14 protein-coding genes are annotated in these 15883 nt (G+C 69.1%); 6 read left to right on the forward strand and 8 right to left on the reverse strand.

The genetic code is table 11. The annotated features are described in order from the left end of the window. Window positions 1–125 precede the first annotated feature (125 nt). The 3 genes from WS89_RS21930 to WS89_RS21940 all read right to left on the reverse strand — a co-directional run bounded on the left by WS89_RS21930 (window position 126) and on the right by WS89_RS21940 (window position 3053). Window positions 126–857 (reverse strand): ribonuclease T2, encoded by a 732-nt coding sequence (locus tag WS89_RS21930; protein ID WP_034204357.1) that lies wholly within the window; start codon window positions 855–857, stop codon window positions 126–128. Between the two features lie 126 nt (window positions 858–983). Beyond that, window positions 984–1556 (reverse strand): hypothetical protein, encoded by a 573-nt coding sequence (locus WS89_RS21935; protein ID WP_059502470.1) that lies wholly within the window; start codon window positions 1554–1556, stop codon window positions 984–986. Window positions 1557–1649: 93 nt separating this feature from the next. After that, the gene (locus tag WS89_RS21940) at window positions 1650–3053 is read right to left on the reverse strand and encodes an HdeD family acid-resistance protein (protein WP_059502468.1); all 1404 of its coding nucleotides are present in this window, start codon (window positions 3051–3053) and stop codon (window positions 1650–1652) included. Window positions 3054–3298: 245 nt separating this feature from the next. On the opposite strand from WS89_RS21940, the gene WS89_RS21945 reads away from it, so the two are divergent. From WS89_RS21945 to WS89_RS21970, 5 genes are all read left to right on the forward strand, one after another. Beyond that, on the forward strand, window positions 3299–3865 hold the full coding sequence (locus WS89_RS21945) for a helix-turn-helix domain-containing protein (RefSeq protein ID WP_059793453.1): 567 nt from the start codon (window positions 3299–3301) through the stop codon (window positions 3863–3865). Window positions 3866–3944: 79 nt separating this feature from the next. Continuing rightward, the gene (locus WS89_RS21950; RefSeq protein WP_059502463.1) at window positions 3945–4526 is read left to right on the forward strand and encodes an HD domain-containing protein; all 582 of its coding nucleotides are present in this window, start codon (window positions 3945–3947) and stop codon (window positions 4524–4526) included. Between the two features lie 457 nt (window positions 4527–4983). Continuing rightward, window positions 4984–6174 carry an efflux RND transporter periplasmic adaptor subunit gene (locus WS89_RS21960; RefSeq protein WP_059793481.1) on the forward strand — a complete coding sequence of 397 codons (1191 nt, stop codon included), beginning with the start codon at window positions 4984–4986 and terminating at the stop codon, window positions 6172–6174. A gap of 2 nt (window positions 6175–6176) precedes the next feature. Continuing rightward, entirely contained in the window at window positions 6177–8222 is a 2046-nt protein-coding gene (locus WS89_RS21965) for a MacB family efflux pump subunit (RefSeq protein WP_059793457.1), read from the forward strand. Window positions 8223–8228: 6 nt separating this feature from the next. Continuing rightward, on the forward strand, window positions 8229–9608 hold the full coding sequence (locus WS89_RS21970) for an efflux transporter outer membrane subunit (protein WP_059793460.1): 1380 nt from the start codon (window positions 8229–8231) through the stop codon (window positions 9606–9608). Window positions 9609–9638: 30 nt separating this feature from the next. Here the strand turns inward: WS89_RS21970 and WS89_RS21975 are convergent, their stop codons facing one another. After that, window positions 9639–11177, reverse strand: a complete 1539-nt coding sequence (locus tag WS89_RS21975; protein ID WP_059793462.1) for an MFS transporter — start codon at window positions 11175–11177, stop codon at window positions 9639–9641. 180 nt (window positions 11178–11357) lie between these two features. On the opposite strand from WS89_RS21975, the gene WS89_RS21980 reads away from it, so the two are divergent. Next, the gene (locus WS89_RS21980; protein ID WP_059502454.1) at window positions 11358–12278 is read left to right on the forward strand and encodes a LysR family transcriptional regulator; all 921 of its coding nucleotides are present in this window, start codon (window positions 11358–11360) and stop codon (window positions 12276–12278) included. Between the two features lie 40 nt (window positions 12279–12318). Here the strand turns inward: WS89_RS21980 and WS89_RS21985 are convergent, their stop codons facing one another. The 4 genes from WS89_RS21985 to WS89_RS22000 form a co-directional block, all read right to left on the reverse strand. Further along, a complete protein-coding gene (locus WS89_RS21985; RefSeq protein ID WP_059793464.1) occupies window positions 12319–13458 on the reverse strand; it encodes an enoyl-CoA hydratase/isomerase family protein in 1140 nt (379 codons plus the stop codon). Continuing rightward, a complete protein-coding gene (locus WS89_RS21990) occupies window positions 13455–14246 on the reverse strand; it encodes an enoyl-CoA hydratase (RefSeq protein ID WP_059793465.1) in 792 nt (263 codons plus the stop codon). The genes WS89_RS21985 and WS89_RS21990 overlap by 4 nt, the downstream gene beginning before the upstream one ends. Further along, on the reverse strand, window positions 14243–15145 hold the full coding sequence (gene mmsB / locus WS89_RS21995) for a 3-hydroxyisobutyrate dehydrogenase (protein ID WP_059793483.1): 903 nt from the start codon (window positions 15143–15145) through the stop codon (window positions 14243–14245). Before mmsB ends, WS89_RS21990 begins: the two co-directional genes overlap by 4 nt. Before the next feature lie 18 nt (window positions 15146–15163). Next, window positions 15164–15883: aldehyde dehydrogenase family protein (locus WS89_RS22000; RefSeq protein ID WP_156440595.1), on the reverse strand; the 720-nt coding region annotated here is incomplete at its 5' end.

A 15883-nucleotide genomic window follows, 5' to 3' on the forward strand; every position in this document is an offset into this window, starting at 1 on the left:
CCGACAAACCCGCATTCGCTCCGTCAACGGCACGCCCGACATGCTGGAATGCCCATGCCACCCGTCATGCCGCAACCCTGACCGCTCGCGACGTGCGCGATATCGCGCACGTCAGCCGCGCCCCGTCACTTCGCGATGAACACACCCGACGTCGGGCACGTGCCCTGCGTATTGCCGTCCGTCACGAGCGATGCCGCGCTCGGAAACTGCGCGGTCGCATTCGTCTTCACCGCGATCCACGCTTCGGTGAAGTAGCTCACGCCGTTCGTCTTCGTGCACTTCAGCGACACCGCGCTGCGCGTGTTGCTGCCGAACGCGCCTTCGAACGCCGACAGCAACTGGTTACGCGTGACCGTCTTGCCCGCGTTCGCTTGCAGGAACGCGTTGAACGACGTGTTGCCCAACCGGCTGATCATGCCCGACGCCTGATTCCAGTAAGCATCGGGCGTCGCCGAATTCGAACACGTGCCATGCTTGAACCACTCGTGCTTGTCGAGACACGATGCGACGCCCGGCATGTACGTCGACAGCGTGTTGCGGGTCGCGCTGCTGATCGGGTATGCGTCCATGCTGCACCACTGGTGCGCGTTGTCGAGGTCGATGTCGCTCTGCGGCACGCCGCAATAGAACGGCTGATTGCCGTCGTAGCGGTTCGGCCACAGCCCGTGCAGCGACAGGCTCGTCGCCGCATACGAGCCGGCGAGGTTCGTGCATTCCGGCGTGTCGTGCGACGCGCAGAAGCCCGGCTCCCACGATGCGGCGAGCAACAGGTAGTCGTAGCTGGTCTGCGCGGCGGCGTGCAGTGAAACGGAAGCGACGGCGAGTGCGGCAGCGGCGCGGGCGAGCGTCTTGAGCATGGCGTGTTTCCTCGGAAAGGGCTTGCGGTCGCGGGATGCGCCGCAAGGTTGTCGAATGTCTGCCCGCGATTGTTGCCGACGCAACATGGCACGAATGTGAAGGTGGACGAAAGAATGCGCGATCACTCAGGTGCCGAGCTGCGTGCACGCGCGCGCCGACGCTTCGGGGCCCTCGAGCGCGAGAATCTGCCACACGCCGATGCTGACGCGCCGGCGCGCCGCCGTCGACGCATCGGCCAGCAACGCCTCGACACGGGGAGCGACATCGGGCGCCTTCTGCTGCAGCGCCGCGTGGTGCCGCGCACGCGACGCCGGTTCGGGCTCATACACGTCGCAGAGGCGCACCATGCCGGCGAGGCCGGCCAGAACGTCGTCCTTGTCGATCGCGGCCGGCTCGACGGGCGCGAGCCCGTTACGCTCCGCCGGCGGCAGCTTGTTGCGCGCGCCTTCGTCGATCGCCGTGGCGGACGCCGGCGGCAGGCCGCCCAGCGCCGCGACGATCCGGCTGCCCGCGGCGATCATGTCGCCCTGGCACGCGACCTTCTCGGCGGCCGCGACGTTCGAGCAGAACGACACCGACATCCGGTAAACGTCGTTGCTCATGCGCGGCACTTCGTCCGTGTCCGCCTGCGCGAGGCCGGCGCTCGCCAGCGTCAGCGCGGCGGGAATCAGGATGCGGAACGCTCTCGTGTTGTTCATCGTCGTCGTCCGTGGGGGCTGATGGCAGGCAATATCGCGGCGCCGCGCGAAGGCGCCCCTCGTGACGCCGGGCCCGCGTCCGGCGCCACGCGTTCACTTCATCGACGCCGCCTCCGACCCGCCGGGCGACAGCGCCGCGCTGTCCTGCTCGCGCCATGCGCGGCGCGACGCCATGATCGCGCTCACGGCCGAGCGCGCAACCTTCCACCACGCGAACGGGCGCGGATCGGCGAGCATGCTGAGCGCGCGCGCATAGTCGAGCGTGAGCCCGGGCGTCCACGCCATCGTCACCGCACGCTTGCGGATCTGCGCGGCCACCCACAGCTCGGGCGTGAGCAGCAGTCGCACGAACGCGCCCCACCCGGCCCGCGCGCCCTTCAGCCGCCACACCGCGCCGTCGAGCGCGGCTTCGAGCGCATTCGACACGGAGCTCGAGCAGTTGCGGTGCGTGAGGTTGTACGTCGTGTTCTGCCGGTACGACGACCAGAACGCATCGAGCTTGGCCGGATCGTAGTTGCGGATGCGCACGCGCACCGTCGACGGACACCACGCTTTCGACTCGGTCGCATAGTCGGGCTGGAACAGGCCCGGCACGTCGTTCTCGCGCGTCGCACGCAGGATGCGCGTGAATTCGTCCGGAGAACGATCGATTTCGACGCCCGGATACAGGCTGATGTAGATACCCTCCGGCGACTCCAGCGCCGCATGGCCGGTCGAGATCACGCCGTTGACGTCCACCGCCGCGATGTAGCGGTCGATCACCGGATAACGCTGCGCTTCGGCCTTCGACGTGCCGGTCGGCGTCCACACGTGCACGGTGAGCGCCCGCTCGCCGTCGGCCGGCGGGCCGTCCCATTCGGATTGCGCGAACTGCGGCAGGTTCGGCGCATCGTCGAGATCCGGCGCCAGCGCCGGCGCGGGCGACGTCGCGAACGCCGGGTTGCGTGTCAGCCGCCGCACGCGTGCGGCAAGGCTCAGCATGTGCATCCCGCCGAACGTCAGCAACAGGCCGAGGCAGTACGGCACGGTGCCCACGTAGTGCGTCGGGTACGGCTGAAAGAAGAAGATCGCCAGCAGGATCTCGACGACGCCCCACGCGAACGCGACGTGCCAGCGGCGATAGCGCACCATCCATGCGGACGTGCATTGCAACAGCCCGTCGACGAGAAACAGCGTGCCGAAGATCATCGACAGCAGGAAGTGGCCGTGATGATGGCCGGCAAATACGAGCCCCGCGGCCACCACGACCGCGATGCCCTTCACGTAGCGCAGGATGCGCTGCCCGCCGACCCCGCTGCCGGCCACCGCGAGCGTCGCGAGCCCCTCGATCAGGAACAGCCATGCGAACAGTTCGATCGGAAAATGCAGCGCGCCGTCGAGCGCATCGACGAAAATGCCGACGCCCGCGACGACCCACAGCCAGCCGAGCACGGTCAACCCGCGCCAGCGGGTTCGCAGATATTCGATGCCCAGCAGCAGCAACACCAGTCGTACCATTGCGCCCTCGTATCTTTTTTCGGGAAACGCGCGGCCTTGCGCTCCCTGTCGTTGCGACCGCGCGTCGGGCGACGCGCCGGCCGGAAGGCGGTCATCGTTGCCGGCGCGTCATGTCGCTCACATGATCGATGGTGGCCGGCACGCACCGCTCTGGCCGAATAATAAGATATGGTGAGACCGGTTGAAAGCCTCGCGAAAACAATTCCGACGGGGCGCGCACGGCAAGCTGCCACAGGAGCATCGTCATGAATGCCTCACCGCTTCATCCGTCCTCGCTCGGCCCGCAACTCAAGCGCTGGCGCGCGCTGCACCGCGTGAAGCAAAGCCATGCGGCCGAGCTGTTCGGCGTCGCGCAATCGACGATCTCGCGCTGGGAGGCCGGCCTCCAGCAGATGTCGCCCGACGAACGCGCGACGGCCGAACGGCTGCTCGCCGCGCGCCTCGATTCCGCGGGCGACCACGCACTCGCGCGGCTGATCGCCGGCAGTGCGGGCCGCATGCATCTCGTGTGCGATCTCACGCACCGTCTGCTTGCCAGCTCGCCGGCGCGCGCGGCCGAGTTCTCGCGGCCGCTTTCGACGCTGCTCGGCACGTCGCTGTGGCGCTACGCGACGCCGGAGATCGTCCGCATGGAAGCCGCGCTCGACCGGCTCGGCTGGCACGAACGCGCAGGGCCGCCGAGCGTCGAGTTCGACACCGGCGCGAATGCGTCGCGCGTCGTGCCGATTCTCGGCAGCCGGTGCCGGTGGACACGGATGACCTTGTCGGACGGCTCGGCCGTGCGGCTCGTGGAAACGCTCGACGTGCACTGACGGTCCACGCATATTTCATGCGTGGACGAAGCCCGGCTGGCCGGCATACGCTTGACGGCTCATCGCAAGAACGCCGACCATGAATCCCGATACGATCCACGCGCGGCTCGCTTTCCTGCGCGAAGCCGAACGCCTGAAGGACGTGCTGCGCAGCGGCCATACGTCGGCCGGCCGCCCCGAAAGCACGGCCGAGCACAGCTGGCGGCTATGCCTGATGGCGCTCGTGTTCGCCGATGCACTGCCCGCCGTCGACACGCTGAAGCTGCTGAAACTGTGCGTCGTCCACGACCTCGGCGAGGCGCTGCACGGCGACATCCCCGCGATCGCGCAGGATGCATACCCCGATAAGCGCGCGCACGAACGCGACGACCTGCTGACGCTGACCGCGCCGCTCGACCGCGCGGTGCGCGACGAGATCGTCGCGCTGTGGGATGAATACGAGGCAGCCGCCTCGCCGGAAGCCCGCGCGGCGAAGGCGCTCGACAAGCTCGAAACGATCCTGCAGCACAACCAGGGCAGCAATCCGCCCGATTTCGACTATGCGTTCAATCTCGGCTACGGGCGTCGCTACACCGACGCCGCGCCGCTGTTCAGCGCGATCCGCGAGATCGTCGATGCCGATACGCAGCGCAGGATCGACGCGGGCGGACACCGCGCGTGAGCTCGCGAGATCGGGCGGGCTACCCCGCTCGCCCCGCTCGTACGAACGCGAATGCACGCTCGTAAGCCTGCCGATCGGCAACGGCTTCACGGTCACGCACCTCGACGAATGGGGGCCGGCGCTCGAGCAAGTCGACGCGCTGCCCCGCTCGACGAAAAACGCGACCGGCCGATGATGGCGATTGTCGTCGCGCGGCGGATCGTCGCCTTTTCACGGATCGAAACAATTGCACCGTTCGGCCCGCGCGTCGGTCCGGCATCCACACAATTCAGCACAATTTCCACACGATTTGGCGCGAATTCCTCGCTTACCATGAGCGCCTGATTCGATTCGGCACACCCGCGCGATGCGTACGCGGAACCCGTCGCGGACAACGCGTCCGGCATGCGACACCGACCGGATCGTTCCGTTCGGCCGCACGCATTGCCGGCGCCCGCTTCATCCTCGCTGCATTCTCATGATCCAGAAGACCCATCGCCGCCGGCGCATCGTGCTGGCCACCGTTGCCATCGTCGCGATCGCCGCCGGCGTCACGCTGAAGGCCTGCGCGCCCGACAAGCATCCGCAGTACCTGTCCGCGCCCGTCACGCGCGGCGATCTCGAGAATGCGGTGCTCGCGACCGGCGCACTGCAGGCGTTCAAGCAAGTGGACGTCGGCGCGCAGGTGTCGGGGCAGTTGAAGACGCTGAAGGTCAAGCTCGGCGACAAGGTCACGAAGGGCCAGTGGCTCGCCGAGATCGATCCCGTGATCTCGGAAAACGCGCTGCGCCAGGCGCGCGCCAGCGAAGAAAGCCTGCGCGCGCAGCAGCAATCGACCGCCGCGCAACTGACACAGGCCGAGCTCGCGTTCCGCCGCCAGCAGGCGATGCTGCCCGACGATGCGACGTCACGCGAATCGTTCGAGGCCGCGCGCGCGGCGCTCGACGTGCAGCGCGCCACCCTCGCGTCGCTCGCCGCGCAGATCCGTTCGGCCCGCATCCAGATCGAGACCGCACAGGCCAACCTCGGCTACACGCGCATCGTCGCGCCGATCGACGGCGAGGTCGTCGCGATCGTCACGCAGGAAGGCCAGACCGTGATCGCTCAGCAGCAGGCGCCGGTGATCCTGAAGCTCGCGAATCTCGACACGATGACCGTGAAGGCGCAGGTATCGGAAGCCGACGTGATCCGCGTGAGCGCCGGCCAGAGCGCCTATTTCACGATCCTCGGCGAACCGGACAAGCGTCATTACGGCAAGCTGCGCGCGATCGAACCGGCACCGCAGAACTACGCCGACGCGCAAAGCACGCTCGGCGGCGCAGGCGGCAGCGCGAAGCCCAACAGCGCGGTGTTCTACAACGCACTGTTCGACGTGCCGAATCCCGAGCACCGGCTGCGCATCGCGATGACCGCGCAGGTCAACATCGTGCTCGGCAACGCGCGCAACGCGCTGATCATTCCGGCCGCCGCGCTCGGCGAGAAGCGCAAGGACGGCACCGTCGCGGTACGCGTGCTGCGCGCCGACGGCAGCACGGAAACGCGTCACATCCGCATCGGCATCAACAACAACGTGCGCGTCGAAGTGCTGGCCGGCCTGAAGGACGGCGAGCGCGTCGTGATCGGCGAAGCGTCGGCGGACGAGCGCGCGCCATTGTCGGACGTGGTGTAACGATGAGCCAGCCTCTGCTGAAACTCGCCGCCGTCACGCGACGCTTTCCGGCCGGCGACAAGGACGTCGTCGTCCTGAACAACGTCAGCCTGTCGATCGACGCGGGCGAGATCGTCGCGATCGTCGGCGCGTCGGGGTCCGGCAAGTCGACGTTGATGAACATCCTCGGCTGCCTCGATCATCCGAGCGAAGGCACGTACACGGTCGGCGGACGCGACACGCAGATGCTCGACAGCGACGAGCTCGCGCAGTTGCGCCGCGAGCACTTCGGCTTCGTGTTCCAGCGCTATCACCTGCTGCCGCACGTCGACGCGGTCGCGAACCTCGAAATGCCGGCGATCTACGCAGGCACCCCGCGCGCCGAGCGGCACGCCCGCGCCCGCGCGTTGCTCGCGCGCCTCGGGCTCGCCGATCGCGCGCATCACCGGCCCGGGCAACTGTCCGGCGGCCAGCAGCAGCGCGTGAGCATTGCACGCGCGCTGATGAACGGCGGCCAGGTGATCCTCGCGGACGAACCGACCGGCGCGCTCGACACGAAAAGCGGCCAGGACGTGATCCGCATCCTGCACGAACTGAACGCGCTCGGCCATACGATCGTGATCGTCACGCACGACAAGGCGGTGGCGCGCCATGCGCGGCGCATCATCGAAATCAGCGACGGCGAGATCGTCGCCGACCGGCCGAACCGCCACTACGCGGAAGCGCTCGCGGAATCCGGCGTCGGGCCAGCGGCAACGGCCGAAACGGCACCCAACGGGCGGTCCGCACCGGCTTCCGGGGATGCCCCGCCTGCCGCCGACGCCGACACTGACACCGCTCCCGCCCCGCGCGCCCGACGCTTCGCCGCCGGCACCGGCCGCTTCGGCGAGGCGTGCCGGATGGCCTGGATCGCGCTCGTGTCGCACCGGCTGCGCACGCTGCTGACGATGCTCGGCATCATCATCGGCATCACGTCGGTCGTGTCGATCGTCGCGGTCGGCGAAGGCGCGAAGCGTTACATGCTCGACGAGATCGGCAGCATCGGCACCAATACGATCAGCCTCTATCCGGGCACCGACTGGGGCGACAGCCGCGCGGACACGATCCAGACGCTCGTGCCCGACGACGTCGCCGCGCTCGCGGAGCAGCCGTACGTCGACAGCGCGACACCCGAGACGTCGCGCACGCTGCTGCTGCGTTATCGCAACATCAACGTGAATGCGCTCGTCAGCGGCGTCGGCGACCGCTACTTCCAGGCGCGCGGGATGCGCTTCGCGCTCGGCGTCGCGTTCGACGACGACGCGGTGCGCCGCCAGGCGCAGGTGGTCGTGATCGACCAGAACACGCGCCGCAAGCTGTTCGGCGCGACGCGCAATCCGGTCGGCGAAGCGATCCTCGTCGACAACGTGCCATGCGTCGTGATCGGCGTGACCGCCGACAAGAAAAGCGCATTCGGCAGCGTGAAGAGCCTGAACGTGTGGGTGCCGTACACGACCGCGAGCGGGCGCCTGTTCGGCCAGCGCTATCTCGACAGCATCACCGTGCGCGTGCGCGACGGGCAGCCGAGCGCCGCCGCCGAGAAAAGCCTCGAGAAACTGATGATCCAGCGCCACGGCCGCAAGGACTTCTTCACGTACAACATGGACAGCGTGGTCAAGACCGTCGAGAAGACCGGCCAGTCGCTGACGCTGCTGCTCTCGCTGATCGCGGTGATCTCGCTCGTGGTCGGCGGAATCGGCGTGATGAACATCATGCTGGTGTCGGTCACCGAGCGGACGCGCGAGATCGGCATCCGGATGGCGGTCGGCGCGCGCCAGTCCGACATCCTGCAGCAGTTCCTGGTCGAGGCCGTGCTCGTGTGCCTGCTCGGCGGCACGATCGGCATCGCGCTGTCGTTCGGGCTCGGCGCGCTGTTCTCGATGTTCGTCGCGCAGTGGAAGATGGTGTTCTCGGCCGGCGCGATCGCGACCGCGTTCGTGTGCTCGACGCTCACCGGTGTGATTTTCGGGTTCATGCCTGCGCGCAACGCGTCGCGGCTCGATCCGATCGATGCGCTCGCGCGCGACTGACGAAACATGGCCATCACGCAATCCTCCCCGCTTCACCGCCTCGGCGCATTCGCGTGCGCGGCCGCGCTGCTCGCCGGCTGCGCGGGCGTGCGCCACGATCCGCTGCCGGCCGTCGCGATGCCCGCGAACTGGGCCGCGCCGGTCGCGGCCGACGCGCCGGCCGCCGCGCGCGACTGGTGGCGCAGCTTCGGCGATCCGCAACTCGATGCGCTGATCGACGGCGCGCTACGCGCCAACGGCGATCTCGCGATCGCGGCGATCCGCGTGTATCGCGCGCAATTGCAGGCGGGACTCGTCGACACGAACCTGACGCCCAACGTGACGCTGGGCGCGAACGGCGCCGTGTCGCGCACGCTCGATACCCACCGAACGAGCCGAGCGAGCAGCCTCACCGGTTCGCTCAGCTACGAAATCGACCTGTGGGGCCGGCTGGCCGCGCTGCGCGATGCCGCGCACTGGGAAGCCGACGCGACGGCCGCCGATCTCGAAGCCGCGCGGCTGTCGCTGATCGGCACGACCGCGGCGCTGTACTGGCAGATCGGCTATCTGAACCGGCAGATCGCGCTCGGCGAAGCGAACATCGCGTATGCGGTGCGCACGCTCGCGCTCGTCCGGTCGCGGCACACGGCCGGCGCCGTGTCGGGGCTCGATGTCGCGCAGGCCGAACAGAGCCTCGCCGCGCAACGCGCGGCGCAAACGCAACTGATCCAGCAGCGCACCGAGAACCGGCACGCGCTCGCGATCCTGTTCGACCGGCCGCCGCAGCAGCTCGCGGCCGAGCCGGCGGCACTGCCCGACGCTGCGCCGCCCGACGTAGCGGCCGGCCTGCCCGCAAGCCTGCTCGGCCGGCGTCCCGACCTGCGTGCGGCGGAATTCCGGCTGCGCGAGTCGCTCGCGCAGGTCGACGCGACACGCACGAGCTTCTACCCGACCTTCACGCTGACCGGCAGCGCCGGCACGACGAGCACGAGCCTCGAGCGTGTGCTGACGAACCCGGTCGGCACGCTCGGGCTCGGCCTCGCGCTGCCGTTCATCCAGTGGAACACGATGCAGCTGCAGATCAAGGTGTCGAAGTCGCAGTACGAGGAAGCGGTGGTCGGGTTCCGCCAGCGGCTCCATACGGCGCTCGCGGAAGTCGAGAACGCGCTGTCCGCACGCGTGCAGCTCGAACGCGAGGCCGAACAGCGCGCGCTGTCGCTCGCCCAGGCGCAGCGCGCCGAGCGGCTGGCCGCCGCGCGCTTCGCGGCCGGCGCGACCGCCGTGCAGCCTTGGCTCGACCAGCAGCAGGTCCTGAGAAGCGCGCAGAGCGCCGACGAACTGACGCGCCTGAACCGGCTCAACAACCAGATGAAGCTCTACCGCGCGCTCGGCGGCGGGACGTCCTGACCGGCCGCCATATGCCGCACGCCGGCTGCGTCACTCGCACACGGCCGCCCCGCGCCGCGCTGGCGCGAACGCCACCATGCTCGCGGTCGCGAGCACGGCCACGCCCGCCGCGCCGTACACCATCACCCAGCCGAACCCATGCACGAGCGCCGCGTGCAGCGCCGCGCCGGTCGGGTCGGCCTGCGCGAGCGCCGGCGCGACGGCCTGCAGCCCGTCGGTGCGACCCGACGCGATTTCCTGCGCGAGCCGGCGCAGCGCCGCGTCGCCGATCGCGCCGGCCGGCCCGCGCTTCAGGCTCGCGACGATCCCCGCCACCAGCACGAAGCCCATTGCCGCGATGTTCAGCGCGAGCGAGATCATCCGCGCGCTCATGTCGATGCCCGACGCCATCCCGGCGCGCGCGCTCGGCACCGCACCCGTCGTCGTGTTGGTGACGGGCGTGTTGGTCAGCCCGAGCCCGATGCCGGCGATCACGCAGCCCGGCAGCATCGTCAGCCAGCTCGCATGATCGGCCGCGCTGCCCAACCGCATCAGCACGAAACCGGCCGCGATCGTGAACAGGCCGCCCGGAATCACGACACCCGGCCCGTAGCGCAGGGCGAGCCGTTCGCCGAACGGCGGCGCGATCAGCGTCGGCAGCGTGTACGCGAGCAACGCGAGGCCGGCCGTCACGCTGTCGTAGCCGAGCGCGACCTGGAACCAGATCGGCAGGTAGATCATGAACGGCCAGAAGCTGAAGTTCATCCCCATCGAGCCGAAGATCGCGCCGGTGAACGCGCGAATCCGGAACACCGAGAAGTCGAACATCGGCCGCGCGCTGCGGCGCTCCGCGGCGACGAAGCCCGCCAGCGCGAGCACGGTCGCGCCGAGCACGCCGAGGCCGGCTCTGCTCGTCAATCCGAGTTCCGCGCTTTGGGTGATGTAGAACGCGAGACCGAGCACCGCGAGCGACAACGTGACGATGCCCGCGACGTCGAGCGAGCCCGCATGCGGATCGCGCGATTCCTGCACCGCGCCGCCGATCAGCACGAGCGCGACGGCCGCGAGCGGCGCATGAACGAGGAATACCCACGGCCAGCTCGCCAGCGCGACGATCGCGCCGCCGACGATCGGCCCGAACCCGAGGCCGATACCGAACACGATCCCCCAGATCCCGAATGCGCGGCCGCGCTCGCGCCCTTCGCGAAACTGGTGCGACAGCACGGCGATCTGGCAGATCAGCATCGCGCCGCCGCTCGCGCCTTGCAGCAGCCGGCCCGCCACGAGCACCGGCACGTTCGGCGCGAGCCCGCAGAGCAGCGACGTCGCGCCGAACAGCACGGTGCCGATCACGTACACGCGCTTGCGGCCAAACCGGTCCGCGAGCGTACCGGCCGCCATCAGCACCGTCGTACATGCGATCGTGTACGCGTTCATGATCCACTGCATGCCGTTGAAATCGCCATGCAGCACGTGTTCGAGCGTCGGCAGGATCACCGGCACGCTCGAAATTTCGAGGCCGAACATCAGCGACGTGAGACAGACGGCCGCGAGTGCGACCGCATTCCTGCGAGAGTCGGATAGCGTCATGCGTATTGCGCGGCGGCTCGACGACAGGCCGCGCGCCTCCAGGTTGAGTAGGATTCGCCGCGTGCGGCCGGCGATGCACGCTGAGCGGGAATCGGTACTATAGTGAGAATTCACCTCCCCATTGGCGTACGCATTTCCATGCACTGGGGAATCTCAGGACTCAATCGACGCAATCTCGCCATGACCGACAGACTCGACGGCGTAACGACCTTCGTCCAGGTCGTGGAATCGGGCAGCTTTGCGCTGGCCGCGCAGCGGCTCGACATGACGCGTTCCGCGGTCGGCAAGGCGATCGCGCGGCTCGAGAAGCGGCTCGGCGCACGGCTGCTGCAACGCACGACGCGCAGCCAGAGCCTGACCGACGACGGCCAGGCGTACTACGACCGCTGCGTGCGCGCGCTGGCGGAACTCGAAGCGGCGGAAGCCGATCTCGACTGCGGCCGCCACGAGGCGCGCGGCAAGCTGCGGCTGAGCGTGCCGCTCGCGTTCGGGCACCACTGCGTGACGCCGATCGTGCTCGACCTCGCGCGCAATTACCCTGACCTGCGGATCGACGTGTCGATCACCGACCGCTTCGTCGATCTCGTCGAGGAAGGGATCGACCTCGCGGTGCGGATCGGCACGCTCGCGGACAGCACGAGCCTCGCGGTGCGGCGGCTCGGCACGCAATACGGCAGCCTCGGCGCGGCGCCGTCGTATCTCGCGCGTTACGGGACACCGAAGACGCTCGACGACCTGAAGCACCACCGGACGATCGCCTATTCGCGGTCGGGCGTGGTGCAGCCGTGGGACTTGCGCGCGCCGGACGGCTCGACGGTGCGGATCGACATGCCGCATCAACTGAGTTTCGATGACGTGCAGGCGATCGCCGCGGCCGGTGCGTCGGGGTTCGGGATCGCGTGGCTGCCGAGCTGGCTGCTCGACCATTACGTGAAGCGCGGGGAGATGGCGGTCGTGCTGGATCGCTGCTTCGTCTGCGAAGGCGACATTCACGCGATCTGGCCGAAGACGCGCTACTTGCCGCGCAAGACGCGCTGCGTGATCGATGCGCTCGCGCAGGCGGTTCCGCCGATGATCGAGCGAGCGGACGAAGCGCGATGAGACGCGTGAAAGCCGACGCGCCGCACGGCGCGTCGGCGCATCACGCCGCGCCGAGATCGGCGAGCGGATGCGCGAACAGCTTCCACGGCGACGTCAGGAAATGCCGCACGCGCTCGGCACGCAGCTCGACGAGCGACGCAGGGGCCCAGCGCGGCTTGCGATCCTTGTCGACGAGATGCGCGCGCACGCCTTCGCAGAAATCGCCTTCCTCGATCGCGCGCGCCACGATGCCGAGCTCCATCCGGAACGATTCCGCGAGCGTCATCTGCCGGCCGCGCAGCAGCGCTTCGCGCGTCACCGCGAGCATCGTCGGCGAATGGCTCGCGAGCGCATCGAGCGTCGCCTGCAACCATTGACGGTGCTCGCGCGCCAGCTCGTCGCGCGCCAGGTCCTGCGTGAGCGTGGCGACGATCCGCTCGACGGTCGAGCGCTTGTCGAAGTGGCGGACGATCCACGGCATCTGGCCGTCGAGCGCCGCGTGCGGCACCACGTTGCACGGCGGCTCGAACACCTTGCGCAGCAACGGCAGCGCATCGCCGTCCCACTTCACGCTTTCGATGCGCGTCTCGAACGTGTCGAGCCACGCGGACGGCACGCACAGGTCCGCGAGCTTCGCGCTCAGCGCGTCGGCGCCCGACAGCATCGCGCCGGTCAGCCCCACGTACAGTTCGAGTTCGGCCGGCATGCGCGACAGGAAATGCGTCGCCCCCACGTCGGGCACGAGGCCGATGCGCGTTTCCGGCATCGCGATCTTGCTGCGCTCGGTCGCGACGCGCAGCGCCGCCCCCTGCGCGAGCCCCATGCCGCCGCCCATCGTCACGCCGTCCATCAGCGCGACCACCGGCTTCGGGAACGTGTGGATCGCGTAGTCGAGCCGGTATTCGTCGACGAAGAACGGCAGCCAGGTCTCGCGCTGCGCGACCATCCTGTACAGCGCACGCACGTCGCCGCCCGCGCAGAAGCCCTTCTCGCCCGCGCCGCGCAGTACGACCGCGACGATCCGGTCGTCGTGGCGGCAGCGCTCGAACAGCGCGGTCAGCTCGCCGATCATCGCGTACGACAGCGCGTTGAGTGCGGCCGGCCGGTTCAGCGTGATCAGCGCCACGCGGTTCACCACGCGATACAGCACCTCGGGCGCATGCTCCGCGAATGCGTCGTGATTCGTCACCGGCGTGCTCATCGTTGCGACTCCTCATCGGTGCGCCACTGCGGTGCGCGCTTGCCAAGGAACGCCGCCACGCCTTCGCGCGGATCGGCCGTGTCGAACAGGTCGACGAAGCGTTCGCGCTCGACCGCGAGCGCCGCGCCGCGCGGCACGCCGCGACGGGCGAGGCCGATCAGCTCCTTGCTGTAGGCGAGCGCGTGCGGGCTTTGCCGCACGACGTTGCGCGCCAGCGCGAGCGCCGCATCGCGCGCGGCGCCGCTTTCCACCACGTCCTCGACGAGGCCGATCCGCAGCGCGGTGGCCGCATCGACGCGCGCGCCGGTCAGGATGATCTTCTTCGCCCAGCCTTCGCCGACGAGCCAGGGCAGCGTCTGCGTGCCGAGCCCGCACGGCAGCAGGCCGACCGACGGTTCGGGCAGCGCCATCTGCGCATGCGCCTCCGCGATCCGCAGGTCGCACGCGAGCGCGCATTCGAGGCCGCCGCCCATCGCATAGCCGTTGATCGCCGCGATCGTCACGACGCGCGCATCCTGCAGCGCCTCGAACGCCGCGCCGAAGCGCGACGCCATCGCGCGTGCGACCGCACGATCGCCGTCGGCGAACGTGTTGAGGTCGGCGCCCGCGCTGAAGAACTTCGGGCCGTCGCCGGTGATCACCAGCACGCGCACGCGCGGGTTCGCATTCAGTTCGGCGACGCTCGCCTGCAGTTGCCGCAGCCCGTCGGCGGTAAAGGCGTTCGCGGGCGGACGCTTGAGCGTCGCGCACGCGATCGCGCCGTCGTCGACGTAGTCGAGTTCGATCATGAGGCGTCCTTCTTCGTGGCCGGTTGGTACAGGCGGATCACCGCCGAGAAATCGAGCTGGCCGTCGCCGCGGCTGCTCATCGTCTGGTACAGCTGCTGCGCGAGCGCGCCGAGATAGACGGGCTGGCGCGCCTGCTTCGCCGCATCGTTCGCGAGGCCGAGATCCTTCAGCATCAGGTCGGTGCCGAAGCCGCCCGTGTAGCCGCGCGACGATGGCGCGGTCTCGATCACGCCCGGATACGGGTTGTAGGTGTCCGAACTCCAGCAGCGGCCCGTCGACGTGTTGACGATGCCGGCCAGCACCTTCGGGTCGATGCCGAGCGCGACGCCGAGCGACATCGCCTCCGACACCGCCGCCATCGAGATGCCGAGCACGAGGTTGTTGCAGACCTTTGCGACCTGCCCCATGCCCGTCGCGCCGCAGTGGACGATGTTCTTGCCCATGCCGGCGAGCACGGGCTTCACGCGCTCGAAATCCGCATCGCTGCCACCGACCATGAAGGTCAGCGTGCCGGCCGCCGCGCCGCCGGTGCCGCCCGACACCGGCGCATCGACGAACGCGCCGCCGTGCTCGCGCACCAGCGCGCCGAACGCCTGCGCGCTCGCCGGGTCGATCGTGCTCGAATCGATCACCGTCGCGCCCGCGCCGAGGCCGGCCAGCACGCCGTTCTCGCCGGACAGCACCGAGCGCACGTGCGGCGCGGCCGGCAGCATCGTGATCACGAACGTCGCGCCCGACGACGCATCGCGCGGCGACGCGGCCGCCTGCGCGCCGGCGTCCTGCAGCGCGCGCAACGCGTCGGCGCTCAGGTCGAATGCATGCACGTCATGGCCGGCTTTCAGCAGGTTCAGCGCCATCGGCGCGCCCATGTGGCCGAGGCCGATGAATCCGATTTTCATGTTCGTTTCCTCCACCGCTCAATGCAGCCGGATCGTCGTATTCACAGGGCCGGCCGTCGTGTCGTCGTCGAACCAGCGCGCGGTGACCGTCTTGGTCTGCGTGTAGAACTGCACGACCTGCTTGCCGTACGGGCCGAGATCGCCCAGCTTCGAGCCGCGCGAACCGGTGAAGCTGAAGAACGGCACCGGCACCGGAATCGGAATGTTGATGCCGACCTGGCCGACGTCGATCTCGCTCTGGAACTTGCGCGCCGCCGCGCCGCTCTGCGTGAAGATGCCCACGCCATTACCCATCGGGTTCGCGTTGACGAGCGCGATCGCGTCGTCGAGCGTGTCGACCTCCATCACGACCAGCACCGGCCCGAAGATTTCATGCGTGTAGATCGACATGTCGGTCGTCACGCCGGAGAAGATCGTCGGGCCGATGAAGTTGCCGTCCTCGTAGCCGGGCACCTTCACGTCGCGACCGTCGAGTTCGAGCTTCGCGCCTTCCTTGATGCCCGCGTCGATCAGCGTCAGGATCCGCGCCTTCGCGCCGCGCGACACGACCGGGCCGACGTCGGTGCCGGGTTCGGCTCCCGCGTTGACCTTCAGCGCCTTCGCCTTCGCGACGATGTCGGGCAGCCACTCGCGCGCCTTGCCCACCAGCACCGCGACGGAGGTCGCCATGCAGCGCTGGCCGGCCGCGCCGAAGCCCGCGCCGACGAGCGCGTTGATCGCCTGCTCGCGGTTCGCGTC

The organism is Burkholderia sp. MSMB1072, from assembly GCF_001524725.1.
Classification (GTDB): domain Bacteria; phylum Pseudomonadota; class Gammaproteobacteria; order Burkholderiales; family Burkholderiaceae; genus Burkholderia.

Bases quoted from the DNA above. Each gene is read 5' to 3' on its own strand.
- WS89_RS21930 (WP_034204357.1), bottom strand. From the start codon at position 857: ATGCTCAAGACGCTCGCCCGCGCCGCTGCCGCACTCGCCGTCGCTTCC.
- WS89_RS21935 (WP_059502470.1), bottom strand. From the start codon at position 1,556: ATGAACAACACGAGAGCGTTCCGCATCCTGATTCCCGCCGCGCTGACG.
- WS89_RS21940 (WP_059502468.1), bottom strand. From the start codon at position 3,053: ATGGTACGACTGGTGTTGCTGCTGCTGGGCATCGAATATCTGCGAACC.
- WS89_RS21945 (WP_059793453.1), top strand. From the start codon at position 3,299: ATGAATGCCTCACCGCTTCATCCGTCCTCGCTCGGCCCGCAACTCAAG.
- WS89_RS21950 (WP_059502463.1), top strand. From the start codon at position 3,945: ATGAATCCCGATACGATCCACGCGCGGCTCGCTTTCCTGCGCGAAGCC.
- WS89_RS21960 (WP_059793481.1), top strand. From the start codon at position 4,984: ATGATCCAGAAGACCCATCGCCGCCGGCGCATCGTGCTGGCCACCGTT.
- WS89_RS21965 (WP_059793457.1), top strand. From the start codon at position 6,177: ATGAGCCAGCCTCTGCTGAAACTCGCCGCCGTCACGCGACGCTTTCCG.
- WS89_RS21970 (WP_059793460.1), top strand. From the start codon at position 8,229: ATGGCCATCACGCAATCCTCCCCGCTTCACCGCCTCGGCGCATTCGCG.
- WS89_RS21975 (WP_059793462.1), bottom strand. From the start codon at position 11,177: ATGACGCTATCCGACTCTCGCAGGAATGCGGTCGCACTCGCGGCCGTC.
- WS89_RS21980 (WP_059502454.1), top strand. From the start codon at position 11,358: ATGACCGACAGACTCGACGGCGTAACGACCTTCGTCCAGGTCGTGGAA.
- WS89_RS21985 (WP_059793464.1), bottom strand. From the start codon at position 13,458: ATGAGCACGCCGGTGACGAATCACGACGCATTCGCGGAGCATGCGCCC.
- WS89_RS21990 (WP_059793465.1), bottom strand. From the start codon at position 14,246: ATGATCGAACTCGACTACGTCGACGACGGCGCGATCGCGTGCGCGACG.
- mmsB (WP_059793483.1), bottom strand. From the start codon at position 15,145: ATGAAAATCGGATTCATCGGCCTCGGCCACATGGGCGCGCCGATGGCG.